Source organism: Peribacillus frigoritolerans (assembly GCF_004358755.1).
GTDB lineage: Bacteria > Bacillota > Bacilli > Bacillales > Bacillaceae > Bacillus_P.
Window position 1 is genome coordinate 299492 of the sequence record NZ_SMZY01000002.1, and the last position, 24084, is coordinate 323575.

27 protein-coding genes are annotated in these 24084 nt (G+C 41.7%); 6 read left to right on the forward strand and 21 right to left on the reverse strand.

From position 1 onward, the window contains the following. Positions 1-89: 89 nt before the first annotated feature. Entirely contained in the window at positions 90-932 is an 843-nt protein-coding gene (glcT, locus tag E2R53_RS09005; RefSeq protein WP_133311443.1) for a glucose PTS transporter transcription antiterminator GlcT, read from the reverse strand. Between the two features lie 295 nt (positions 933-1227). Continuing rightward, complete coding sequence (locus E2R53_RS09010; RefSeq protein WP_133311444.1) at positions 1228-1617, reverse strand: DUF6843 domain-containing protein; 390 nt, start codon at positions 1615-1617, stop codon at positions 1228-1230. Between the two features lie 136 nt (positions 1618-1753). Between E2R53_RS09010 and E2R53_RS09015 the strand changes: the two genes are divergently transcribed. After that, positions 1754-2173, forward strand: a complete 420-nt coding sequence (locus E2R53_RS09015; protein WP_133311445.1) for a hypothetical protein — start codon at positions 1754-1756, stop codon at positions 2171-2173. Positions 2174-2346: 173 nt separating this feature from the next. After that, positions 2347-3156 (forward strand): HAD family hydrolase, encoded by an 810-nt coding sequence (locus E2R53_RS09020; protein ID WP_133311446.1) that lies wholly within the window; start codon positions 2347-2349, stop codon positions 3154-3156. A 52-nt stretch (positions 3157-3208) separates the two neighbouring features. On the opposite strand, the gene E2R53_RS09025 is transcribed toward E2R53_RS09020, so the two are convergent. Continuing rightward, positions 3209-5608, reverse strand: a complete 2400-nt coding sequence (locus tag E2R53_RS09025; protein WP_133311447.1) for a putative bifunctional diguanylate cyclase/phosphodiesterase — start codon at positions 5606-5608, stop codon at positions 3209-3211. Between the two features lie 177 nt (positions 5609-5785). Here E2R53_RS09025 and E2R53_RS23190 point away from each other — a divergent pair, with 177 nt between their 5' ends. Next, positions 5786-5923, forward strand: a complete 138-nt coding sequence (locus tag E2R53_RS23190; protein ID WP_165970936.1) for a hypothetical protein — start codon at positions 5786-5788, stop codon at positions 5921-5923. A gap of 240 nt (positions 5924-6163) precedes the next feature. Here the strand turns inward: E2R53_RS23190 and E2R53_RS23760 are convergent, their stop codons facing one another. The 6 genes from E2R53_RS23760 to E2R53_RS09050 all read right to left on the reverse strand — a co-directional run bounded on the left by E2R53_RS23760 (position 6164) and on the right by E2R53_RS09050 (position 8441). Next, positions 6164-6247 (reverse strand): putative holin-like toxin, encoded by an 84-nt coding sequence (locus E2R53_RS23760; RefSeq protein WP_223443286.1) that lies wholly within the window; start codon positions 6245-6247, stop codon positions 6164-6166. Positions 6248-6409: 162 nt separating this feature from the next. Next, complete coding sequence (locus tag E2R53_RS09030; RefSeq protein ID WP_070876755.1) at positions 6410-6664, reverse strand: hypothetical protein; 255 nt, start codon at positions 6662-6664, stop codon at positions 6410-6412. 142 nt (positions 6665-6806) lie between these two features. Continuing rightward, complete coding sequence (locus E2R53_RS09035; RefSeq protein ID WP_133311448.1) at positions 6807-7670, reverse strand: cation diffusion facilitator family transporter; 864 nt, start codon at positions 7668-7670, stop codon at positions 6807-6809. A 60-nt stretch (positions 7671-7730) separates the two neighbouring features. Beyond that, positions 7731-7868, reverse strand: a complete 138-nt coding sequence (locus E2R53_RS09040) for a YvrJ family protein (RefSeq protein ID WP_070876757.1) — start codon at positions 7866-7868, stop codon at positions 7731-7733. 99 nt (positions 7869-7967) lie between these two features. Next, on the reverse strand, positions 7968-8186 hold the full coding sequence (locus E2R53_RS09045) for a DUF2922 domain-containing protein (RefSeq protein WP_133311449.1): 219 nt from the start codon (positions 8184-8186) through the stop codon (positions 7968-7970). 36 nt (positions 8187-8222) lie between these two features. Then, positions 8223-8441, reverse strand: a complete 219-nt coding sequence (locus E2R53_RS09050) for a DUF1659 domain-containing protein (RefSeq protein ID WP_133311450.1) — start codon at positions 8439-8441, stop codon at positions 8223-8225. Positions 8442-8623: 182 nt separating this feature from the next. Between E2R53_RS09050 and E2R53_RS09055 the strand changes: the two genes are divergently transcribed. Continuing rightward, positions 8624-9094 carry a hypothetical protein gene (locus E2R53_RS09055; protein WP_435796786.1) on the forward strand — a complete coding sequence of 157 codons (471 nt, stop codon included), beginning with the start codon at positions 8624-8626 and terminating at the stop codon, positions 9092-9094. A 331-nt stretch (positions 9095-9425) separates the two neighbouring features. Continuing rightward, the gene (locus tag E2R53_RS09060; RefSeq protein ID WP_165970937.1) at positions 9426-10502 is read left to right on the forward strand and encodes an FAD-dependent oxidoreductase; all 1077 of its coding nucleotides are present in this window, start codon (positions 9426-9428) and stop codon (positions 10500-10502) included. A gap of 105 nt (positions 10503-10607) precedes the next feature. Here the strand turns inward: E2R53_RS09060 and E2R53_RS09065 are convergent, their stop codons facing one another. The 8 genes from E2R53_RS09065 to E2R53_RS09100 form a co-directional block, all read right to left on the reverse strand. Next, positions 10608-12032, reverse strand: a complete 1425-nt coding sequence (locus E2R53_RS09065; protein ID WP_133311453.1) for a dihydrolipoyl dehydrogenase family protein — start codon at positions 12030-12032, stop codon at positions 10608-10610. 12 nt (positions 12033-12044) lie between these two features. Next, positions 12045-12626, reverse strand: coding sequence for a CDP-alcohol phosphatidyltransferase family protein (locus E2R53_RS09070; RefSeq protein ID WP_133311454.1), 582 nt, complete (start codon positions 12624-12626; stop codon positions 12045-12047). A gap of 9 nt (positions 12627-12635) precedes the next feature. Continuing rightward, positions 12636-13289, reverse strand: coding sequence for a TVP38/TMEM64 family protein (locus tag E2R53_RS09075; protein WP_133311455.1), 654 nt, complete (start codon positions 13287-13289; stop codon positions 12636-12638). Continuing rightward, positions 13286-14272 carry an ABC transporter ATP-binding protein gene (locus E2R53_RS09080; protein ID WP_133311456.1) on the reverse strand — a complete coding sequence of 329 codons (987 nt, stop codon included), beginning with the start codon at positions 14270-14272 and terminating at the stop codon, positions 13286-13288. Before E2R53_RS09080 ends, E2R53_RS09075 begins: the two co-directional genes overlap by 4 nt. Positions 14273-14279: 7 nt before the next feature. Next, positions 14280-15941: an ABC transporter permease subunit gene (locus E2R53_RS09085; RefSeq protein WP_133311457.1), complete on the reverse strand. Its 1662-nt coding sequence runs from the start codon at positions 15939-15941 to the stop codon at positions 14280-14282. Continuing rightward, on the reverse strand, positions 15919-17148 hold the full coding sequence (locus E2R53_RS09090; protein WP_133311458.1) for an ABC transporter substrate-binding protein: 1230 nt from the start codon (positions 17146-17148) through the stop codon (positions 15919-15921). Before E2R53_RS09090 ends, E2R53_RS09085 begins: the two co-directional genes overlap by 23 nt. 210 nt (positions 17149-17358) lie before the next feature. Next, positions 17359-17547: a hypothetical protein gene (locus E2R53_RS09095; RefSeq protein WP_133311459.1), complete on the reverse strand. Its 189-nt coding sequence runs from the start codon at positions 17545-17547 to the stop codon at positions 17359-17361. Positions 17548-17555: 8 nt separating this feature from the next. Then, a complete protein-coding gene (locus E2R53_RS09100; protein WP_165970938.1) occupies positions 17556-19070 on the reverse strand; it encodes a methyl-accepting chemotaxis protein in 1515 nt (504 codons plus the stop codon). 157 nt (positions 19071-19227) lie between these two features. Here E2R53_RS09100 and E2R53_RS09105 point away from each other — a divergent pair, with 157 nt between their 5' ends. Further along, a complete protein-coding gene (locus E2R53_RS09105) occupies positions 19228-20247 on the forward strand; it encodes an EAL domain-containing protein (RefSeq protein WP_286166126.1) in 1020 nt (339 codons plus the stop codon). A gap of 24 nt (positions 20248-20271) precedes the next feature. Here E2R53_RS09105 and E2R53_RS09110 read toward each other — a convergent pair whose 3' ends face one another. From E2R53_RS09110 to E2R53_RS09125, 4 genes are all read right to left on the reverse strand, one after another. Then, positions 20272-21147 carry a thermonuclease family protein gene (locus E2R53_RS09110; RefSeq protein ID WP_286166127.1) on the reverse strand — a complete coding sequence of 292 codons (876 nt, stop codon included), beginning with the start codon at positions 21145-21147 and terminating at the stop codon, positions 20272-20274. Between the two features lie 88 nt (positions 21148-21235). Further along, positions 21236-22339, reverse strand: a complete 1104-nt coding sequence (locus E2R53_RS09115) for a M24 family metallopeptidase (protein WP_133311461.1) — start codon at positions 22337-22339, stop codon at positions 21236-21238. A 36-nt stretch (positions 22340-22375) separates the two neighbouring features. Then, positions 22376-22918: a glycosyl-4,4'-diaponeurosporenoate acyltransferase gene (locus E2R53_RS09120; RefSeq protein WP_133311462.1), complete on the reverse strand. Its 543-nt coding sequence runs from the start codon at positions 22916-22918 to the stop codon at positions 22376-22378. Continuing rightward, positions 22918-24018, reverse strand: a complete 1101-nt coding sequence (locus E2R53_RS09125; RefSeq protein ID WP_165970939.1) for a glycosyltransferase — start codon at positions 24016-24018, stop codon at positions 22918-22920. The genes E2R53_RS09120 and E2R53_RS09125 overlap by 1 nt, the downstream gene beginning before the upstream one ends. Positions 24019-24084 lie beyond the last annotated feature (66 nt).

Below are 24084 nucleotides of genomic sequence, written 5' to 3' on the forward strand. Positions count from 1 at the left end.
AAGGGTATATTCCCCCTAATTGCCGGTTTCAACACGTACTTGTTCACTCATGCCTGATCGTATCAGTAACACGTAAGGTACTTTTCTCATTAAGTTTTGTTTGTTAAACGGTATAAATGCAATGTAAGGTAAACAGCCTCAGCTTCATAGACTGGTTTTTTCAGAAATTGCTGCATCACTTTTATCATTTTCCAAGATGTATTGTAGCATAGCGGATATTCTTTTTTCAACAATAAAGTAAACTTTTCTGGTTCTTCAACTGTTTCACCGGAAAGAACCCTTTCAATCGTGTATCTTAAGTGGCGGACAAGCCGCAGATAATTGATGCTGTCATGATTCACTTTTATCTTCATTGAATCTTCAATGACACCTACGAGCTGATTAATCAGCTGTGAAAACTGATTGACATCTGCTATCGGCTTATTCGTGATCGCACTGTGAATATGAAGGGCAATAAACCCTATTTCCCCTTCCGGCAAGTTCACCTTAAGCCTGTCATTAATCATATCAATAACTTCTTCAGCAATTGAAAATTCTTTCGGATAAAGCGTTTTTGTTTCAATCAGAAACGGATTTTTAATGTCCATCCCTTTTTGAAGCCTTTTAATCGCAAATGTAATATGATCAATCAGTGCAATATGAATATGTTCATTTAATGGCAGTTTCACCCGCTCGGCAATAAAATGAATGACATCACTGACAACTTCAATCATGTCTTCATCGACAAAAGGAAGGAGCATTTTAAATTGTTCCTGCTCTTTTTGATTCGTGAGAACAAACATTTTCTCATACGAATCCTCCTGCATCATGTCTCCGCGTTTCTTCCCGAACCCTATGCCCTTTCCAATCAGAACAACCTCTTCATAAGTATCATGATCGGCAATAAGGACATTATTATTTAAAACCTTTTTTATTGTAAAGGACTCCTTCACGAAATCCTCAGCTCCTTTTATCTCTCAATGCTTCATATCGTACATAATAGCATGCGATTACGTCAACTGCGAAATACTCCGGCTTGGATCCTAAAGGAAGAAATAGATCCAATTTCTGCTCACACTGCAAATAAATTTGGCGGTTTTTTGCAAGGCTGTTTTAGCATAGATTGTTGGTTAACATTATAAATGTTGTCCGTTTCTTGCAGCGAGAGGAACTTGCTTTCCGCGGTCCGCCTGGGAGCTTCCTCGGCGTTGCCTGGGGTCTGCCATTTGGCTCTATATCCCGAAAGATTTATTGATCTTCTGGCACATATTCGGTCGTCTCAAACTTTTTTTTATCTCCTACAAAAAAGTAAGCTTCTCCGTCTTTGCCGGTTTCATCACCGCTTGAGGCGCCGTGAATCATTTTTCCCGGTGAAAGCTCTTTTCGTTCCCCATTTTCATCGACGTAAAAATAGTTTGTGGCAGCCCAGCCATCGTGGATATTTTTTTCGTTAACGGATGTCTCTCCTTCTTTATTCACTTTGTACTCTTTCTTTTCCTCTGCAGAAGGATCGTTATGAACCGTAACCCACCCTGTATAGCCATCCGGGATTAAGAATGTGCGCTGAGACTCATCCTGCTGCTTTGGGCACCCCGCAAGGAAAAAAGCTGCTGTTAAAATAATGACAAATCTTTTCATCTTATTTCCTCCAAACGAATGAATTATTCGTTAGCATCAACCAATGTTCTGATTCTATCCCTTTCTGATTCAAGCTTGTAATTTATACCAGATGTTCACTGTTTCTATTTGGGGAAAGTAAGTGTGAGGTGTTCATATGAAGCTAAAAAAAATAAGTATCTGTCTTCTGATCCTTTTTCTTTATTTGCCTATTCATGAAGGTAGTGCACAAACAAAGGCCGTCAAAGTAATTGACGTTGAAACAGGCGACGTGGTGAAAGATCTTCCATCTTCCGCTTATTTTACAAATGAACTGAAAATGGCGATTCAGTCAATGAAGGGAATTACCGTCAAAGTGAACCCCCTGCCAAAAAAAGGGTATTTGATTTTAATTCAGCCTGCAGAGTCACTCAAAGTAAAAAACAAATGGTATGACGGGATTGTCTCTGAAGGTATGATTGTCTACAGCAAAGAGGATTCTCCGAGACTCATTTTGTTTACAGATGAAAACAAGCCGTTATTTTTTGAAATATCATACGATCCTAAGAATCTGATTCAGACACTTGGTATTCAGTAGGGGGCTTTTCCGGGCTGCCGGGCTTCGCTTCTCATGGGGCGAGGCCTGTTTAGACTTCTTTAACCCCTTAAACTGAACCAGACCAATCAATTGCACCGTCTGGGATCTAACCCTATAATGAAACAAGTCAGGGGAAACCCCCGCAGAGAGATTCATCAAGGAGGAGATCAGAAATGATAAAACTATTTGTAAGTGATCTTGATGGAACATTATTAAGCTTCGAAAAAAAAGTGACGGAGCAGGATATTTCCGCTCTTAAGGAATTAAAGAAAAATGGCGTCGATGTATGTTTAGCTTCAGGAAGAATGGATGTGGAAATTGGAGAAATTTTGACGATGGTTGGGGAAAAGTATCATCGAATCAGTCAAAATGGAGCTTTCATCAATACAGATCAAGATGAATCGCTGCATGCCCTCACCTTTGAAAATGTGATTGCGAAAGAAGTGTTTGAACAAGTCCGTTCTACAGATTTAATCACAATCATCGCAGACTACAGCAAAAATTATACAGAACGCCGTGATGAAGTCATCACGGGCATCGAATCGAGAATGTTCTCTCCAATTGAAGAGAACATCAATCTCATCCATGCTCTTGGACAAGAGGTCAAAGCATCCAAAATTTCTATTTTAGGTGAATATGAAGCCATTTCTGAGCTGCAGAAAACATTGCAGGAACGTCATCCTGAGACAATTGAGACATACATATCCGATAAGCAGTGCCTGGATGTCATGCCTAAAAACATAAGCAAGGGAAACGCACTTAAGATGCTGATTGAACATCTCGGAATAAAGCGCGAAGAGGTTGCATGCATTGGCGACTCATTCAATGATATTCCCATGTTCAATATGACCCCTCACAGTTTTGCCATGGAAGATGCTCTCCCAGAAGTGAAAAAGGAAGCCGCATATACGGCCTCCTCTGTAAGGGAAGCCATTAAGCAAGTTTTAGAAATGAACAAAAAGCAGCTGCAGGTAAAAGCTTAATAAAAGACAGAACAAAAAAGGGCGATCTTGTCGCCCTTTTTCTGTTTTATTCCTATACAGCTTTGCTGCCTGTTAAATACATTTCTGAAAATTCTTCTGCAGGAATCGGTCTTCCGCCCAGGTATCCCTGAAATTCAAGGCATCCTAATTTTGCAAGAAGATCCTTTTGTGTTTTCGTTTCAACCCCTTCAGCAATCACTTTCAGCTCGAGGTGATTGGCCATCGAAATGATCATAGAGACGATCGCTTCGTTACCATTATGCTGTTCCATTTCTCTTATAAACGATTGGTCAATTTTCAGCCTGTCGATGCTGAGCTTCTGCAAATAACTCAGAGAGCTGTAGCCCGTGCCAAAATCATCCATGCTGATCTCAATTCCCCTGCTCCGCAGCTTTGATAATTTCATGTTCGCCTCAAGCTCATTGTCCATCATAGCTGTTTCTGTGATTTCAAGCTCAAGACTTGATGCATGAATTTGATAAGAAGACAGAATCTCATCAATGGTTTGAATCAAGTCATCCTGGTAGAGATGAAGGTGTGAGATATTAATTGAAACCCGGCCGAAATTCAGGTTTTGACGTTCCCATATCTGTACATGGCTTGCAACTTCACCAAGGACAAAACGTTCCAGCTCAAAAATCAAACCCGTCTCTTCTGCAATCGGAATAAAAGTTGCGGGTGAAATAAAACCAAGCTCGGCATGCTTCCATCTGACCAAAGCCTCTGCACCAATGACCGTAGCGAGGTTTTCTTTGAACTTCGGCTGAAAATAAACGCTGAGTTCTTTATATTGAAGAGCTTTGCGCAATTCATTTTCAATCCTTATTTTTTCAATTAATTTATCATTCATTTCGGGCTTATAGATGCCGAAACTGTTTGAACCGTTCATTTTCACATCGTACATTGCAATATCTGCGAATTTCATCAGCATTTCAGCGTCAGTGCTGTGTGCAGGATAATGGGCGATTCCAATGCTTGCGGTAACTAAACAGTCATTTTCCCTGATCTTCATCGGCAAGCGAAAATGATGAACAATATCATTTGCCGTTTCATTTGCTGCCTCATAATCATCAGAAAGCAAAATAATGCTGAACTCATCACCGCCAAGCCTAGAAAGAATGGACTTTTCAGGGAGAACGGATGTAAGTCTTTCTGCTATCTTTACAAGCACCAGGTCACCGAAAGCATGCCCAAATAAATCATTTAAACGTTTGAATCGGTCGAAATCCAGATTTAATATGGCAAAGGCCTGATTTTCTGCTTTTAGATCTGAAAGCTTCTGAATAAAGAACCTGCGATTTGGAAGTCCTGTGAGTTCATCATGAAAGGCCAGATAATTGATGCGGTTCTGAGCTCTTTTGCTTTCAGTGACATCTTTTACAACGCCATATACTCCTACAACTTTATGATTAACAACTTGCCTCACGGCTGTAATTAAAACATCAAGTGATTCTCCATTTTTTCTCTGCAGGGAAACAGACAGCTCATTTTCACTGAAGTCCCCTTTTACAATTTCAGAAAAGTAAAATAAGGCTTTTTGATGGTCCGATTCTTTAATTAAAGTCAGAAAACTTAGTCCGATCATATTCTTTTCCGGCAGCTGGGTCATGGCTGCGGCTACTTTGTTAACGGAAGTAATAACTCCATGCAAGTCAGTTGATATCACTCCATCAGGACTGTGATGAAACAAAGAGCGAAACCTCTCTTCCTTTTCATTAATCCGCTCAGACTGTTCATTCATCATCGTATGGCTGTACAAGTCAGGAATAAATGTGAGAATAAGGTTCAATAAAAAGACAAATAGAAAAGGAATCAAATAGTGATACGGTCCGCCATCTGCAAGCTGATAGTCTATAACTGAAGTCATAATCACATATGGGATACCCGCAAGTGATACTCCCCCAATGATGCTTCCTGCTGTCCGGTAGTATTTCGCCCGGCGCTGATTGACCAAACTGTCCTCTAATGCGATTAATAATAGTCTCAGTGCAGAAAAACTGAATGCAGCAGACAATAGCACAGCAAAGAAAATCAGCAGTGGCTTCACTTCAATCTGACCGTGAAATAAGAGTGCATACCCAATAAAATCAACCAAAACAATTCCAAGAGACAAACCGCATCCCGTTAAAAAATAACCTTTTGAGCTCATTGACGGAATGCCTCCTGTTCTTAAGGAGAAAAAAGCAACAGTACTGCAAACAGCATAGCTGACCAGAAAGTAAAGGAAAGGCTGCTGAAGCGTTACTTCCAAATGAACGGAATAAATGGCAAGCAGGTGAGTCAGCCAAAACAAGAAACCAAGGGTTAAACTGAGGACTCCTATGATTTTGGGCTGTTTATCTTGAGTTTTACGACTGTATATAGTTGTGAACACCGGCGTCAGGTGGTAACTGATAACCGATTGAACGAGAACAAGGAACAATAAAAACAAATCTGCATTCAAGTTAAACAATCAAAACTCCCCCTTATCTCTTATATCGAACAAAATTCAAGATGTTGAAGAGGGAATTCACTATTTTTTCAAAAAAACTTTCTTCTGCAAAAAATAGCAAAATATAGGTTTAAAAATTGTATGTTTGATGCAAACTATCCAACGAAAGGAAAATTCCCTTGAAAGGAGGAATGAGCGATGAACAAGAACAACCAAAACAACAAGCAGCAAAACATGCAGCAGCAGCAGCAAAATCAACAACAGCAAAACCAGCAAGCTGATACTGAGTTCTCTCAAGAAATGAACCAGCAAAAAGCGAACAAAAAACAAAAATAAGGTTTACATACACGTAAGCTAAAGTAAGACGGTTCTTTGACCGTCTTTTTCTCTTTTATCTATTTGAAACGTTTTGTAAAAAATCAGCTTTATGACGGGAATTCCCCTGTCATTTTATGATATACTATTTCCATAAAGCTGCAGATGATGCCACATCTACAGCCAAAGCAGTCAAACAGCACTCGAACGGATCAGCTTAATAAACAAACGATTTACTGTGACCTCCTGAGATGCAGAGGTCTATTTTTTTTGCCCAAAACCGAGCACTGCCACAATTAACGTAGCAAAAGAAACCATTACAACTAAACTTTCAAAGATTGTCACATGTCATCCCCCCTTTCCTAGGGGTTCAAACTGATCCATTAAAGATTGACCTGCAAGTCCATTATATCATTAATCGAACAAAACAGGAACATACGTTTGTATTTTGAGCCAAATCTCCTAAATGATGCAGTTAAGAAAAAAAGAACACTCAGAGTGTTCTTTTTAAGGTGTTTTAATTCGGTTTTGATCCACTGTATTACAGGCAATTTTCATTTTTGCCAAAGTGCCTTTGAGGGTTTCTTCATGATTGCATTGATCATTCAGATACATTTCTGATAAATCATAGACAGATCTTGACAGCAGCTCGACGACATTTTTTAAAGAATGAGCATCCGGGGAGTATTCATCATGCAGCACTTTACGAACGATATCATCACTGAACTCTTTGATTTTCAAGACTTTTTCCTTCTCAGGCATTTTGAAATCCTCCTTTTTTTATCATATATAATACATTCGCCAATTCAGGTCAGATCCCCTTTGTATGATTCTGTCGAGACATCGGAACTTTTAAATAGAAAAATGACTTCCAGCGGAAGCCATTTTGAATGATTATTTTAAATCAAGACGGTTCAATATGAACATGCACATGAGAAATGCGATGTTCTTTCTCCATTCTTTTTTCCACTTCATCTGTAATTTCGTGGCTTTCGGTTACATTCAGTCCGGCATGAACTTCAATAACGACATCCACAAGGACACTGCTCCCCAGGTAGCGTGCTTTAATATCCTTGATCCTGTCTACTCCCGGAGTTGATTCTACGGTTGCTTTAAAGTTCAGCAGCTTCTGATCATCAAAACCGTCTGTCAGGGAATGAGCCGTTTCTTTAAAAATATCCCATGCTGTTTTACAGATAATGAAACCGATTGTGATCGCTGTAATCGTGTCAAACCATGCAACGCCAAATTGAGACGCGACGATCCCCGCAAAAGCTCCAACGCTTACAAGTGCATCAGAACGGTTGTCGTGGGCTGCTGCGATCAGTGCTTTTGAATTGATCTTTTTTGCCAATGATTTGTTGTAGCGGTAAACTCCATACATGATGATGGCACTGATGATGGCTGCCCATGCGGTGATTAAATTGGGTGATTCTGTTTTGGGCTCTATGATGGATTTAAATCCTTCGAACAACACCTGAATCCCGACAGACATGATAATAAATGAAGCAACCAGTGCCGCAATTGCCTCCGCTTTAAAATGTCCGTATGGATGATCATGATCAGGCGGTTTTTGGGAAATTTTCAGGCCGACTAAAACGGCTGCCGATGCAATCACATCCGTCCCGTTATTCAGGCCGTCTGCCAGCAGGGCCTGAGAAGAATAAACATAGCCGATGCCAAGCTTTGCTGCAGCAAGAATGACGTAAGCTCCAATGCTCAGCCAGGCACCGCGTTCTCCTTTTTTTAAATCCTGGTAAACGTCCAATGATTTCACTTCCCCATTTAAAGGATCCATTTCCATAAGCAGAGAAGCTTTGCTGTCAGGCTACTGATTCCACTGCTTCGGAAGCATTTGAATGGACGCATTTAAAGTGTCCAGTTTGCTTTCGATCCGGTGCAGCAGATAGAGAGTAACCATGATCGGAAAACCGACATCGCTTATTAATTGAATCCACTGTTCCATAATAGGTTTCCTCCTTTTCCAGTTTTTATGTTGACTATTTACTTATCCCTTTAGAGAGGAAGGGCCAGATCCCGAACAGAGATCTGACCCTTATTTCCATTATCCGATTGTTAGGTCAGTTAAATTTCTCTCAACGACACGCGCTCCTTTTTTGCTGATCAAGTTTCCGCCTGGAGATGTGAAAGCATTAGAAGCAAGGATTAGGTCCATCGCATTTGACACATCACTCTCAACAACCGGTTCTTTTGGAGAATCGATGTTGATTTTCACCTGCTTGCCTTCTTCATTTAGAAATTGAAGTTCCAGCGTTTTCGCCATTTACATTCCCTCCCTTCTTCTATATTTTCAGGTGGATTAAGCTGTTACCTGATGTGAATCGTTTCGTTCGACATGAGATAGAATCTGGGTTTGCAAATCTGTGATTGCAGAGGCTGCCTGAAGCAGCTGTTCAGCGGTTGCTGATGTTTTCACGTTGTTGTAATTCTTGTATTTGTAAACCTGCTCTCCCAATTCATCCATCCCCATATCGAATACCAGGCGAAGCTGTGAATCAAGAATGATTGTTTCTGCCATGCTGATCACCTCCTTTCGTATACGTTATACAAAGAAACGGTCACCAAAGTAGCAGATTTCATGAACTTTTTTGAGAATGGAGAAGCAGGATTAAATTTATTGTATGTTCTGCGGTTTTTTACAAAAAATAACATCAGATTGATTCGTTGAAATCACACGAATCCTGATAGGTAGGTATGAATGTGAAAACAAGTAAACTAGAAGTTCTGTTATGGAGCATAGCGTTCCCGGGGTTTGGGCAGCTTATTAACCGTCAGCTGATTAAAGGAATCCTGTTTATAACGCTTGAACTGTTGATTAATACGTATAGTCATTTCAATCAGGTCATCATGCTCAGTTTTTTAGGCGAAATTGATGAGGCCGTTCAAACGGTGGAATTTGGATGGCTGATGTTTTATCCGTGCGTATACATGTTTGCGATGTATGATGCTTATAAAAATGCGGATGGTCCTGAGCCTCCCCTGTCTTTTTTGCCTTTTGCCTTCGGCGCTTATTTTGTAACGGTGGGATTAATGTACTCTCCTAAACTCAAGCTGTTCGGCGTGCTTTTTGGACCGATTTGGCTTCCGATGCTTTCCCTTATTCCAGGATTGCTGACCGGATTTCTTATCCGATTTATTATTTTGAGAATTCATTCGTTTCGAAAAAGATAAACTCTTTTCTATACGTTTTAACGCCTGAAATTCGGGTAAATAAAGCTTAGAGGCAATGATTCGGGCACATCTGAGATTCACACTTACTCTAGCTGGCGCGGGCTTGGAACCGCAAGGACGTATGAGAGGCAGGGCTTACGTTGTTTAAGTGTCCCAAGATGGGCTGAATCAAGCGTACCTACTCAATTACATACTCGACTTAAAATATAAAATTAACCTTGCACATGTGTTCTGTTCAGGCTTCATCAACAGAAACATGTGCTTTTCTCATTTTGACTGCTTTAATAACATCAGTCCGCTAGAAGACTGGTGCATTTTGGGAGGGATTGAATTGAAGCATATCCTATTACTCGGCGCCGGCCATGTACACGCTGCTTTTTTAAAAAATCTGGAAACAGAAGAACTGGACTGCAGCATTACTTGTCTCTCTCCATCCCCTTTTCAGTATTATTCCGGCATGTTTTCGGGGTTTACAGAAGGACTGTACGAAGAGGAGGAAATAAGAATAAGTGTTGAAGAGCTATGCAGCAAAACAGGTGCATCTTTTTTAAAAGGAGAAGCAGTCAAAATCGATCCTTGTCTAAAGCAAGTGGAAACCAGGGCCGGGAAAATGATCTCCTTTGATATCCTTTCTGTTGATATCGGTTCTCTGACAAAATTCAGCAGCTTATCCGCCCATGGGGTAATTAGTTTAAAACCGACTTATACGGTTCCTGAAAGGATTAAGGAGCTGAGAAGTGAGGCAAATCCCGTTATTATTGGAGGCGGTGCCGCAGGGGTGAAGCTTGCACTTTCAGCTGCTTCATTTCGCAGAAAATATGGACTTCCCTCCAATCTGATCCTTTTGAGCAAGACAAGTTTAATGGATTCATTTGGCGAAAAGCTTTCCAGTAAAATCTCTCGTATTCTGATTGAAAACGGCATACGAGTCATTGAACATCAGGAGATTTCTAAAATTGAAGAATATGCCATTTATACGGATGACCTGCATGTTAAATATGACATAGCCCTTGCAGTAACTGGGCCAAAAGCTCATCCTCTTTTAATAGAGAGCGGCATGGAATGTGATGAACATGGCTTTTTGCTTGTGAATGCCAAGCTGCAGGTTCCCCGTTTTCCATTCATTTTCGGAGCAGGTGACTGTGTCACTTTGAAGCAGCATTCGGCTCTCCCAAAAAACGGTGTATATGCCATCCGTCAGGCACCCGTATTATTTGAAAATATCAGGAGATTTCTGTCTGAAGATGAGCTGACAGCCTTCAATCCTCAAAAGCGATTTATCAGCATTCTTTCAGCGGGTAATAAAAAGGGATTATTCTTATATGGAGGATTTTCGTTTTATGGGTCTCTCGCATGGAGAATCAAGCATTTGATTGACAGAAGATACATGCGGAAGATGGGAAGCTGAGTGAAAATAACCTGTTATTGGCAAATACATTACTTGTAAACTTCAAACCCATTCAGGTCTAAAGAATATTAACCATCAAAAAAAGCATGGACTTCTCCATGCTTTTTAAGGCTTCACTTTGATCCATTTTTCAGTCAGCTTTGGCAGAATGCCTGAAAACAGTTTTTCTCTCCAATAGAGATCAGCCGTTTTTTGCACAGCTGCTGCATGATTCGGATACGGGTACACCATTTGAGAGAGATCTCCGATTTTTTTCCCGTTTTGTTTTGCAAACACTACTGTCTGCATCCAGTCTCCCGCTCCTTTGCCAATCGCATGTGCCCCGAGGATTGTTCCTCCTGCGTTTGTTATAATCTTCACAAAACCATCTGTTGCTCCATCCGCAATAAATCGATCGACTTCATTGAGCGGAGCTTTAAATACTTGTATCTCTTTATGCGCTTCTCTTGCCTCTTTCTCTGTCAGTCCCAGATGGAAAACTTCGGGACTTGTGTATGTGACCCAAGGCATATGATCATATTTCACTTTATTCGGCAATCCCAGAACAGCTTTCTGTACAACAGCTTTGCCTTCCATTCCGGCTGCATGCGTGAATAGATAGTTTCCATTCACATCACCGATGGCATATATATGTGACAGGCTGGTCTGCATCGAGTCGTTCACTTTAATAAACCCTTTCTCATCGCATATAACTCCAATTTCATTTAAGTTCAGTTGATCTGAATTGGGCTTTCTGCCTGCAGCAAGCAAAATCTCATTTACTTCTAATGTCTTCAGCACACCGTCCTGACTGATCACAAGTTCTTTGCGGTCTTCAAAAGCTGAAGCAGATTCAATGCTTGCCTCTGTTAAAATCGTCATCTCTTTCCCCAGTAAATCCGTTGCAAGCTCCCTGATTTCATCATCTTCTTTGGATAGAAGCATGGATGATCTTTCAATGATGGTAACTTCAGAGCCAAGTCTTGAAAAAGCCTGTGCTAGCTCGACGCCGATCGGTCCGCCTCCGATCACAGCTAATTTTTCAGGAAGACGATCCAGCTGAAAGACGGTTTGATTCGTTAAAAACCTGGAATCTTTAAGTCCTTCAATATCCGGCACAGCAGGTCTTGATCCTGTCGCAATCACAATCTTTTTCCCCTTAATGACCTGTTCTCCGACTTTTATTTCATGTTTAGTCTGAAAAGCTGCCGTTCCATGGATGACATCGATTCCAAGTTTCGTAAAGCGTTCATCGTCATCATGCTCCTGAATGGCTGCTATTGCTTGATGAACATGATTCATGATCTGCTTCATCTCGGTGCTGCCGCTCACGGATAAGCCGAATGATGCAGCTGTCTGTTTTGCCTCATAAACGTGATTTGCGGCAGAAATCAGCGCCTTTGATGGCACACAGCCAACGTGAAGACAGTCACCGCCTAAATTTTCATCTCTTTCTATTAAGGCAACGTGAGCACCAAGACTTGCAGCTCCTGCCGCCACGGTCAGGCCGCCTGCGCCTCCGCCAATGACAATCACATCATATTCTTCCATGTTTCTCTCCCCCTATTTTAGTATTTTTTTTGCCTCAAGCAGCCGCTGCAATGCGGTGAATAATTCAATCGCAAAGAATAAATAGGTGATGAGAATCAGCTGATCGGTAAACATAATCATCAGCGAAAACAAAATAAATCCTTCCGTTCGCTCGGCAAGTCCTGCCTGATAGTAGAATGATTTGACACCCTGCTTTTCACTGATTGCTCCAACCGTCAAAAAGATCGTCATGGAAATAATGATGGAAACAGAAAGCAGCAGCAGCGGCAATTGCGCCTCAGGATACGCTAATGCAAGACCGACGATGACACTGATCTCAACGACTCTGTCAAACGTTATATCAAGAACCGTTCCAAAACCGGATGGCTTCGTCAGTCTTGCCATCGTTCCGTCAACAGCATCCAGGTAGCCTGAAAACCATAAAACAAATAAGGCCAAAATCGGCTGTTCCAGATAAATGAACACACCTGAAGCGGATCCGATCATAAAAGCAAGGACAGTTACCTGATTGGCTGATAAGCCAGCACTTAACAGCTGAACAGCAGACTTTTCAATAATAGGCTGCACATACTTGCGTGCATGAGTATCTAGCATAATGTGTCCTCATTTCCCGTTGTGAATGATCATTTTTTTTAGTTGTTTTTTGAAAAAAAGCGGCACAATGAGCAATAGCAGAAAGATCACGCAGGCTGCCGCTATAATCGCTGTGTCGCCTGCAGCCAAACTCGAACCAAGAAATGTAAAGGCGAATGTACCTGGAATAATCCCTATAAAAGTAGCAGACGCAAATGGAATCAGCTTTACCTTAGAAACACCCGCGGAATAGCTGATCAAATCAAAATGGAAAAGAGGAATAAGCCTTAAAATAAGAACATAGAGAAACCCATTCTGCTCAAGCTGGCGTTTCAGCGCCGCCGCTTTATCGTTTTCTTTGGTTTTGAATAGATCAATTTTTAATTTCCCTGCAGCCAAATAAGCAAGTATCGCTCCAGCCGTCGCACCAATCATAGTGTACACCATGCCAAAATAAGGACCGAATGCAAGTCCTCCTGCTATAGAGAGAATCGATGCCGGGAAAAGCACTAGCGGCCTGATTGAATAGAGAGCTATATAGAGCAGCGGTGCCCAAAGACCAAAGGATAGCATCCATTCTTTGATCAGCACCGGTTCTATTTTCAAAAAACGCTGATTGATCCATAGAAGCACTAGAACCAGACAAATGACAAGGAGTAGTTTCATTATGGTTTGTTTCTTCATCCTGTCTCTTCCTTCAGCATGTTTTCATTAAAACAGCAAAGCATATCCGGATCTATTACTTCAATAAATACGGAATCACCAATGTCCGCTTTCAGATCAGAATGCAGGGTCAGCAGTTCGCCGTTCAGGTTTAAGAAGAGCGTGTAAAACGTCATGCCATGTTTTTGAACAATGTGCTTAACTTCCGCTTGAAAAGAAATCAGCCTTTGATCTGACTCATTTCGAACCATCCGCAAATTTTTAACATGGGCAAAGGAGGTTTCATCAATCATCAATCCTTCGCTGAAAAAGGCCGCTGCAGCCGGATTTTCCGGATGATGATACAGCTGCTCTGGAGTGCCCATTTGCTGAATGCTACCATTTGCTATGATAGCCGTCATGTCTCCCATATACATCGCTTCCTCCATATCATGGGTGACAAACAGAGCGGATGTGTGCTGTTCCTTCAGCAAATTTCTGACCCAAGTTCTAAGGCGGCTTCTAAGGGCCGGATCTAGACTCGCGAAAGGTTCATCCAGCAAGAGGAGTTTAGGCCTTGTGATTAAAGCCCGCGCTAATGCAATCCGCTGCTGCTGCCCCCCGGAGAGTTCGTGGGGATATGCGGACTGAAATTGAATCATATCCACCTTGTTCAGCATCTCACCTACTCTTTCTTTGCGCTTTTTTTCTTTCATGACTTTTAATCCATATTCCACGTTTTCAAAAACCGTCATATGAGAAAATAAAAGAGGCTGCTGAAACATCATGACAACTGGTCTTTTTTGAGCACGCACTTCTGTCATGTCTTTGCCATCAATCCAAATTCCGCCTGCATCAGCCGTCTCTAATCCGGCAATGCATCTTAAAAGGGTTGTTTTCCCTGTTCCTGATGGTCCGACTAAAGAGACAATTTCGCCTTGCCTGATGGTTAAGTTCACATCTTGGAATATGGAAGATTTTTTAAATCTTTTCGTTAAGCCTTTTATCTCAATCATGTCATTCATAGATCAATCACCTTTTCTGATAAGGAGTTACAAGCCGGATAAATCCTTCAAAAAGCAGCCATATAAGGACTGGAATGAGGGCAAACAGGACAGAGAAGCTTGCAATGACGGCATCATCTGCGCTGCTGAAATAAGGAAAAAATAAACTTGCGAGTGTCACAACCAATCCTCCGCCAATGAGTGCTGTCAGCAAATATTGACTGAGAGAAATCGTGCAGGCCAGGAAAATCACGCTGCGGATACTGGGTATCAGCTGAGGCAGAAAGATTCGGTAAAAAATAGACAGACTGCCCGCTCCAAGAGTTTTTGCCTGCTCTTCCCACTTCACTCCTATTCTTTCAAAACCCGACCGCATCACTTTAATGGTATAAGGAAGAGTAGGCAGCATGTGAATCAAAACCACTCCTGCCATACTGCCCGCAAGTCCTGCCCGAATAAAAACAATATGAAGCCCTAAAGCAATCGTTAATGCAGGGACAATAATCGGAGTCAGGAGAAGTGTTTCGATAGCTGCCTTTCCTCTGAAGGATTGATGTGCAAGCACTTTAGCTGCCGGAGTCCCTATCAAAAGGTTTAATCCTATGACCCATAGAGCAATTTCTGCTGATTGAATGACTGCTTCAAAAAGCTTTGGCTCTTGAAAGAGAGTCATGTAGCTGCGCATTGAAAATCCATCAGGCAGCACATTCCCCCACTTCCAGCTGACAGCAGCACTTTTAAACAATACAAATACAACAGGAAGAAGAAACAAACCAAGTGTCATAAACATAATGGCCTTTGATCCTTTTGCTGAACCCTTGAACTCAATCGTGCTTTCCTTCGTTATTCTTTCACGCTGTCTGTTAAGGATCATATAAACGGTGAATAAACAGATGAGTATAATGGCGGCTGTGGCGATCATAGCCGCAAAAGCAAGAGGCCTCCTGCTCCAATCACCGGAATAAAACCATTGGAATGTCAGCACAGAAATCATCTTAGGGTACGTAGCTCCAAGCAGTGCCGGAACTTCATAGGCGGCAAAAATAAATGAAAACAAAATCACAAAAATTTCAAGGAAAGATGGAAGGATAACAGGCCATTCAACTGTTTTGAATGCCTCCCATTTTGAACCGCCTAGCGTGTAGACAGCTTCTTTTTTAGCCATGTTTAACTGCTGATAAACCGGAAGAAGAACTAAAATAACAAACGGAACCTCTTTCCATAGATAGGTCAGAATCATTCCAGCTCCGCTTTCGCTCTTCATGATCTCTGGAAAACCTTCAGGAGATTCTATGAATCCTCCCAGAAAAAAGAGGGTAGAAAACCATCCGCTTTGCGAAAATAAAAGATAAACCATGTAGCCCCAAACGAAATGGGGAAAAAGCATCGGAATCCATGCAGCCAGCCTGAGATGTTTTTTTTGTAAAAGAGGATAAGTGCTCCGAACGATAAGCAGTCCGATGATCATAGACAGGATGACTGAAACTATTGTAATTTTAAGACTATATAGAAAAGATGCCTGAAAAGACGGATTCTTCAGCAATTCTGCATAAGCGGCTGTATTTATAGTCCCGCCCGGACTTGTAACGCTCTCAATTGCTGCCATCCATAGTCCTGCTCCTGCCATAATGGCAGTAAACAGGACAGCAGGCAGCAAAGGCCATAGCTTATTTTTTGCCTGCAACTTCATTTATCCAGTTCTCCTTTAGCCAGTTCACATATTGTGCATCAACCTCTGGAACTAGCGCCTCCTGCAGGATTTCCTGAGACAGCACTGATTCTCCGCGTTCTATTTCCTTCAGCTGATTTTTTTCTTTTTCGTTAAAGGTTGAAGGATCGACTGCAAGCCCTTCCCCCCAGTATGTCTGATCATGCTTTGCAAGCTGAGCTTCGGGAGACATAAAGAAATTAATCGCCGACATTGCCCCTTCAGGATTCTGTGAATTAAAGGGAATCCCCAGGAAATGTGTATTTCCGAGAGAGCCGGATTCTAAGACGAATGAACGGGTCGTTTCAGGGAAAATTCCTTTTTCAATCATGCTCTCCGCTCTTGCCTCGTTATACCCCATCGTCATCCAGACATCTCCGCTGCTGTATAGCCTATCGAGTTCGGCAAGAGAATTCGGATAGGTTTGCCCCTTTTTCCATAAGGATGGTTTGATGACGTTTAGGTAATTCCACATCTCCTTGCTGTTTAAAGCCGCAAACTCTTCATTGAATCCTTCTTCAAGCAGTGCATCTGCTCCGCCTGCAGATTCGTAAAAGACATGCCTTAAAAACGCATTGCCAGTAAAATCATTGGCGTCCGGATACGTAAATTTACCCGGGTTTTCTTCAATCCAGCTTTTAAGATCATTTAACGTTTTTGGAGGATTTTTCACCTTTGCTTCATCATACAAAAAGACAAACTGCACCTTTCCCCACGGTGCTTCAAACCCTTCTGTCCTTTCACCAAAATCATATTGAATATCGAGAGCATTCTGATTTACATGCTCTTTAAAATTAGGCAGCTTTTCTGTAAATGGTCCAAAAAGCAAGCCGCTGCTTTTTGCATTTTTGAAATTCTCACCGTTGATCCAGATAATATCCGTGCTTCCTTCTGACTGTCCTGCTTTTTTCTCATTTAATAATTTTTGCAGAAATTCGGGAGCATCCATTGGAACACGTTCAAGCTTAATGCCATATTGCTCTTTAAGCCTTGGGGCAGCCCAGTCGTCAATGTACTGATTAATTCCCTCATCTCCGCCCCACATAAACATGCGGACTGTACTGCCGTCTGCTTTTTTCTCTATTTCTTCCCACGATCGATCAAGTGCGCCCAAATTCTCGTTTGGAACGTTGGATTGTGAGCAGCCCGCTGCCAGTATCAGCATAAAAAATAAAATAAATGGCTTCATGGTATCCTCCTGTATTCTCTTTTCATTTTGCACTGATTTTATAATTAATCATGCTATGCCTTCCTCATTGTTTCAAGTAGCAATATGCTGGCAGAAGGTAAACGGTGGAAACAGCATTATGGATGAATGGATTTATTGGAATTAGAAACTTCACCTTATAACAGCATCAAAAAACCGAATCAGCGTTTGATTCGGTTTTTAAATCATCTATTAAATGCGAAATGCGCCAACAAGCATTGCGAGATCATCCGATAAATCTTTTAACATTTTTGAGGAGTCTGAAACATCCCTGATACTGACCGAAGATTGATGAACGGAGGCAGAAACTTCTTCTATTCCCGCAGCTGATTCCTCTGAAACGGCAGCCACTTCTTCCACTGCCCTGTTCACTAGTGTCATACCGTCCGCTATCCTATGGACATGCCCGCCCACATTTTCAATTCTCTCATCAAGCTGTTGAATGGATTGACTATTTGCTGAAAAGACTGACCTGTCAGGTGAATGGAATGTGTAGAATCTTTCACTCTAATTTGTCCGCTGCCAAGTGTTTCGGCAACGTGTTTTGAAAGGTTCTTAAACTCATCAACAATTTTAGTGATATCCGTGATTGATGACGTTACCCCAATTGCCAATTTCCTGACTTCATCCGCAACTACTGCAAATCCTCTTCCATGCTCTCCGACTCTGGCAGCTTCTATCGCTGCGTTTAAAGCAAGTAAATTGGTCTGATCGGCAATTTGTTCGATGACCGTTACAAGCGATGCAATCTCATTTGTTTTTTCTTCTAAAATCAAGACCTCCCGTGCGGAAGAATCCATCACCTTCATCATTTCATCCATATAGCTGACAGATGACCTCATTTGATGGGTTCCTGAAGCAACAAGCTGCAAAACCTGTGCAGATGATTGCCTCATTGCCGTCCCTTCCACGTTTGCTTTATCAATTTGTTTTGCGAAGTCATCCAATTGTGCGGCAATATCCGAAGAAGCATGAGATTGTGCCGATGAACCGGCTGCAAGCTCCTGCATCGTTGCGGATACGTGCTGACTTCCTTCGTTCACTTCAGATGATGCTTTGTTAAGCTCTGCACTCCTTGCCTGAAGTTCCTTTGAAGCCTCTTTTATATGCATAACCATAGCATTCATTTTATTTTTCAAGTTGTTTTGAGAAGCTGTCAGCTGGCCGATTTCATCCCGGCCGCCATACTCCATATCCGGTGTTGCCAGATTCCCGGCCGCCACTTCTTTAGAAAAATCAATCACACGCTTTATGTGCATCATAATTAATTTTTGAATAAGAAGCGTAATCGCAGCTGAAATCAAAATTGATCCAATAAGGGCGGCGATCAGCGTGAACGCGATTTGTGCCATATACTCCCGGGACTCATTAACTGAATCATTCCGCTCTTTCATTTTCATCTCCCGAAGTTCATCAAGCGCGGCAATCGTTTCATCACTGAGAACCTTTGCCCGTTCTCTGACCCCGCTCAGTATCTGAGTATTTTTTTGTTCAACAGCCGGAATGACCGTAATGTAAAAGAGATCGTTCAGCATTTTATCATTTTGAATTAATTTTAGAAAAAGTGCAGTTTCCTCTGCATCATTAAATTCCTTTTTGCTGTCTTCACCAGCTTGAAGCAAGGTTTTCCGTATCTCAAGGTATGCCTCCTTATTTTCTTCAGTTGGATGAATGATATAGTCTGCAATCGCGCTATCCATTGCAAGAAAAATGGAACCTATTTCAGTCATTTTTCCGGCGCTGCTGCTCAGCTGATCCATTTTAGATAATTGATCATTGAGACCGCCCAACTGTGCAAACGTTACCATTGTTGAGATCGCAAAAAGCAAAATACAAATAAAAACAGAAAAGCTGAATTTCCAGCCGATTTTAATATTCCTCCATGCACCCGCAAGTTTTTTCATTCCGCTGCCCCTTTTATTTTTTCTAAGAGTATTATCGACAAAAACTAGTAAATGTTTACTATCATTCCACATCTTTAAAATATAGGTATATTTATTCATATACTGTTAAATTTTTGATATAATAGATTTATTATTTTTCAAAAGAGGCGATATTTTTATGGAAGCTTGTTCATTTTGTTATCAATCATTTAACGTTTACGAAACTGGCTTCTTAACATTGAGGACTGCTGATGCTTCAGATGAATTAATTCGAATGGGGTTTTATCTATCAGCAGAAAGGTTCGCTCGTTTCCCTTATTCTTCAAAGAATCAATTAAAGGAAATCTTGGTGAAAGTGAACCTTTTATTTACTGGCAGACAGTTGGATGCTGCCATTCATAAGGTAAAAGATCCTGCTCCCTACCATTATCATTCTTTACAAGTCATTTATCAGCATGTCATAAATGAGGAAACCGTAAGTCTGATTCAGACGGGTGCATTTGTCAGTCATCTTCAGCCAATCTTACATGCGCAGTCCGGGGAGCTTTACGGGTATGAATCGCTGCTCAGATCTGCAGATCATGAAATTTCTCCGTATCACCTTTTTCAGACTGCCCAGAAAACGAATATGCAGTCCGTCTTGGATAAAAAAGCGAGAGAAGCTGCCATTAGAGCCCGAGTCAGCCAAGTTCCGGATGGCATTAAGAGTTTTATCAACTTTCTTCCATCTACTATTTATAATCCGGAATATTGCCTGAAACACACATTTGATATTGTAAAAAAATACGATGTCTTACCAGAAGATCTAGTATTTGAGGTTGTGGAAACAGAAAAAATTGGGGATATGAACCATTTGAAAAATATCCTTGATACATACCGCAAGAATGGAATGAAAGTAGCTCTTGATGACCTTGGCGCGGGGTTTGCAACTCTTGAAATTTTGCGTGAGCTTCATCCGGATTTTGTGAAAATCGACCGGAATTACATTTCGGATTGTCATGAAAACCTTGAGAAACAGGACTTTCTTGCAAACGTCATAAACCTTGGCCGCAAATTGGATATTCAAGTTCTCGGCGAGGGTGTTGAAAAAGAAGAAGAATTTGAATTCCTAAAGGGACTCGGCATTGATTTTGTTCAGGGGTATTTGTTCGGAAAGCCTGCATTGAAACCGTCTGTACACCTTGTCAGAGCAATATAAAAAAGCGAGGGTCATCTCCCGCTTTTATCTTTTAGAGGCTCTGTATCCAGCACCAACTGCTTCTTCCTCAGTACAGAACATTTCTTCTTCTTTTGTTACGTCATAATATTGTCCTTCAGGCATATGATAAATCTTGTCTCCTGATGAAGAAATATTCCCTTTAATCGTGCAGGCTCCGGCTGGTTCTCCTTTTGGAGCTTCTGCTTTTGGAGCTTCTGCTTTTGGAGCTTCTGCTTTTTCTTCCCCGCCGTTAAAGCCTTCGTCCTCTGTTGCATAATTTTCAATGCTCCAGATTCCGATCTCTTTTTTCCTGGCAGCTTTTTGAAGCTCATATAACTCATCCACATGCTTCGTATTTGGCGCATAAACATAACCTACACGCGCTAGCCCATTTTCAATGAGAAGTTTGTTGAACATTTTTCCGTCAACATGAAGATAAACAAGGAGCCTTCCGTATTTATCCCGTTCTCCTACATCCAGCTCAAGCTCTACCTCTTTGCCAGAAAGCGTGCTTTTTGCAAAGCTGCTTGCTTCAGGCCCAAACGGCTGGACAGGTTTGTTTGGATGAACCGTTTCAGGTGTGTCGACAAGCAGCAGACGCAGCGTCTCTTCTTTTCCTTCAACAAGAACTTTGACTGTATCACCATCGATCACCCTGACTACCTTGGCCGGAATGAAATGTTCATTTTCAGCGGCAGCTTCTTTTTCTGATTCAGACGGAGCTGCTTCCTCATTTTCTTGTAAGGCTACTTTCTCCTTTTCTGCTTCAGCAGCAGTTGGTCGATCTTCTTCTAGTGCTGAATTTTCCTTTTCAGTTTCAGCAGGAGTTTCATCCATTGTTGTTTCTGAACAGGCTGTTAACATAAAGGCTGCAAAAAACAGCAGGAACCATTTTTTCATTTTCTTTATCCCCTTTTTTTCCTCAAAAATCAAACCGCACGATATTCTTGCATGTGCGGTTTGATTCGGTGCTTTATTTATTTTATCTCTATTTGATGATTTGGAGCTGTTTCGGGAACTTTGTCAATGTTTCATGCCCGTTCTTCGTAATATAGACGTCATCTTCTATGCGGACGCCGCCGATTTCAGGTACGTAGATGCCTGGTTCAATTGTATAAACCATGCCTTCTTGAAGAAGGTCATTGTTCGTATGGCTCATGGACGGGAATTCGTGCACGCTGATGCCAAGGCCATGTCCCAATCGGTGTGGGAAGTAATCGCCGTAACCAGCATTTGTGATAACATCGCGGGCAATTTGATCCAATTCCCCGATTCTCTCGCCTGGTTTGCTTGCATCCAGCGCTTTTAATTGAGCTTCGAGCACAGTATCATAGATTTCTTTTTGCTTATCACTGATTGATTGGTAAGCAAACGTCCGCGTTATATCTGAGCAGTACCCATCAAGCACGACACCAAGATCAAATAAAACGAAGTCCCCTGATTTTATGGCAGTCAATCCAGGATTGCCATGCGGCTGCCCTGATTTTTCACCGAACAGAACCATCGTAGAAAAGGACATTTCGCGAATTCCTTTTCGTTTTAGTTCATATTCGATTTTTGCCAGAACGTCCATTTCGCTGACACCTGACCCTAAAGCCTGAACGCCTACCTCAACTCCGAAATCTGCAAGCGCTGCTGCCTGCTTTAAAATCTGAATCTCTTTATCGTCTTTAATCAGACGCAATTGATTCATGATCTCTTCCGCTGAAACAAGTTCTGCCCCAGTCAGTATGGTTTGAAGCTGCTCCGCACGGGCAAAGGATAGAAGTTCTTTTTCAACCGCTGCTTTTTTCACGTCATGCTGCCCTCTTTTAGCAATGGCATCTTTTACTTTATCCCATGGATTTTCGTGATCGGCATAACCGATGATTTCTCCGTCAAAACCTGCAGCTTTCGCTTGTGAAACTTCCATTCCCGGACAGATAAAAAACGGCTCTTCTTCTTTAAAAACAAATAAACCCATCAGTCTTTCATGGGGATTTGTGTGAAAGTTCGTTAAGTAGAAAATGTTTTCTGTTGATGAAATAAACGCAGCATCTGTATCCTGCTGCTTCAGCCAGTCAGTAAGCTTAGTTAATCTTGCTTTTTGCATGCAATCTCTCTCCTTCATCTGCATAAGTCTTCTCTATCATACGCCAAATTCATCAGAACTTAAAGATGAGTGACGGACTTCTTCTGACAAGCATCCTTCTTTTTTGGCAGATTGCTTTTGCAGAACCCGGTTTAGCCTTATGCGGTTATACCGCTGAATCAAAATAAATGGACTATTAAACGCGAAAGCATACAGAACATTAATTAATCCGGCCGCAGGCGTGTTCCAAATAAAAAAGAAAAGACAAGGGACAAGCTGCAGCCAGTGTGATAACTCGCCTCTCTTTGTTTCAAGAAGAAACCTTTCCATCTCGGACCGGCGCTTTCCTGTCAGAGTTTTTTTTGAAAAACCGCCTTTAAAGAGATTTCCCGCTTCCGGCAGACGGTCCTTCCATTTTCTAATTTGGATTTTTTCATAGAAAATCCCGGACCGCTCCCAGTTGAACGCTGCAAATATCCCGTTAACCTTTCCTATAAACCTCTCACTCATTCTTACGGAAAAAAACGAAACGGAAAGATGAATCAAGAGCCAGGCAGCCATATTAAGAAATAGAGCAGCCCCGTTTGTCAATTCAATCATTATGCATCTTCACGGACTATAATGTTCCGTCCTTTCCACGAAGCAGATTTCCTGACGAACGTTTTCCAAAGGGATGCAAGAAAAACAACCATAAAAAAGAGGGCGTAAACCGGAAAAAAACAGACTGTCCAAAGGCCAAAACGTCCGATTTCTTTAACGGAGATCCAAATTTGAAGCATCGCGGCGATATACAGCAGCACATATAAAAACCACCATTTGCTGAAAAGCACACCGATTTCTGTAAAAAAACTCAAACATCCTGTCAGCCAGATGATAATTGCCAAAAGCACATGCCATTTTGTCGCTTTGGCCCCGCTCGCAAAGGTCTTGCTGAAGCCGCGGATGAGCGACATGACTCCATCAGGATACATTCTCATGGAGATGGCGCCTTTCCCGCTTGCACAATATACAGGTGCGCCTTGTTTACGAACATGTTCGGCAAATGCCATATTCTCAACTACTTTGTTTTTAATGGCTTCATGCCCGCCCCAAACAAAGTAGTCCTTTTTCGTACAAATCATACACTGCCCAAACCCTCCGGCTGACCTGCCTTTTCCCTGCATGATATGAAAAGCGCCTGTTGCCGCAAACGTAACGAGGTGAAAAAAAGCAGAAAACGATTCATATGGTTTCCGTGTGCTGTGAAAAGGGTGAACAGACAACATCCCTTCTGCTCTCTGTTTTAAAAATGCAGCAGCACACTGAGCTGCTCCGTTCTGTTCAAAGAAAGTATCAGCATCAATGAACATGAGCCATTCTCCCTTTGCTTGCTCAGCTCCCGTGAAGCATGCCCATGATTTTCCAAGCCAGCCCGGCGGCAATTCTTTTGCTGCTATCACTCTCGCACCAAGAGATGCCGCGATTTCAGCAGTTTTATCTTCAGATCCGTCATCTACAACCATGATTTCACCGATCTCCTGCTTTTCTTTTTCCAATGAGGTTAAGAGTCTGCTTATATTTTTTTCTTCGTTTCTTGCTGGAATAATAATTGACAGATTACTGAGCACTTTACGCCCATCTGAATGTTGTCCGCTCTGAAGTGATGGAATTTTATATAAAAGCATGAGTCCTGTAAGAATTCCGATCATAATTGTAATCATAGAGACCTCACTCTTCCTTATGAATTTGGCCGGCACTTCTCGTTTCTTTGTTATAGAAAAAAACGA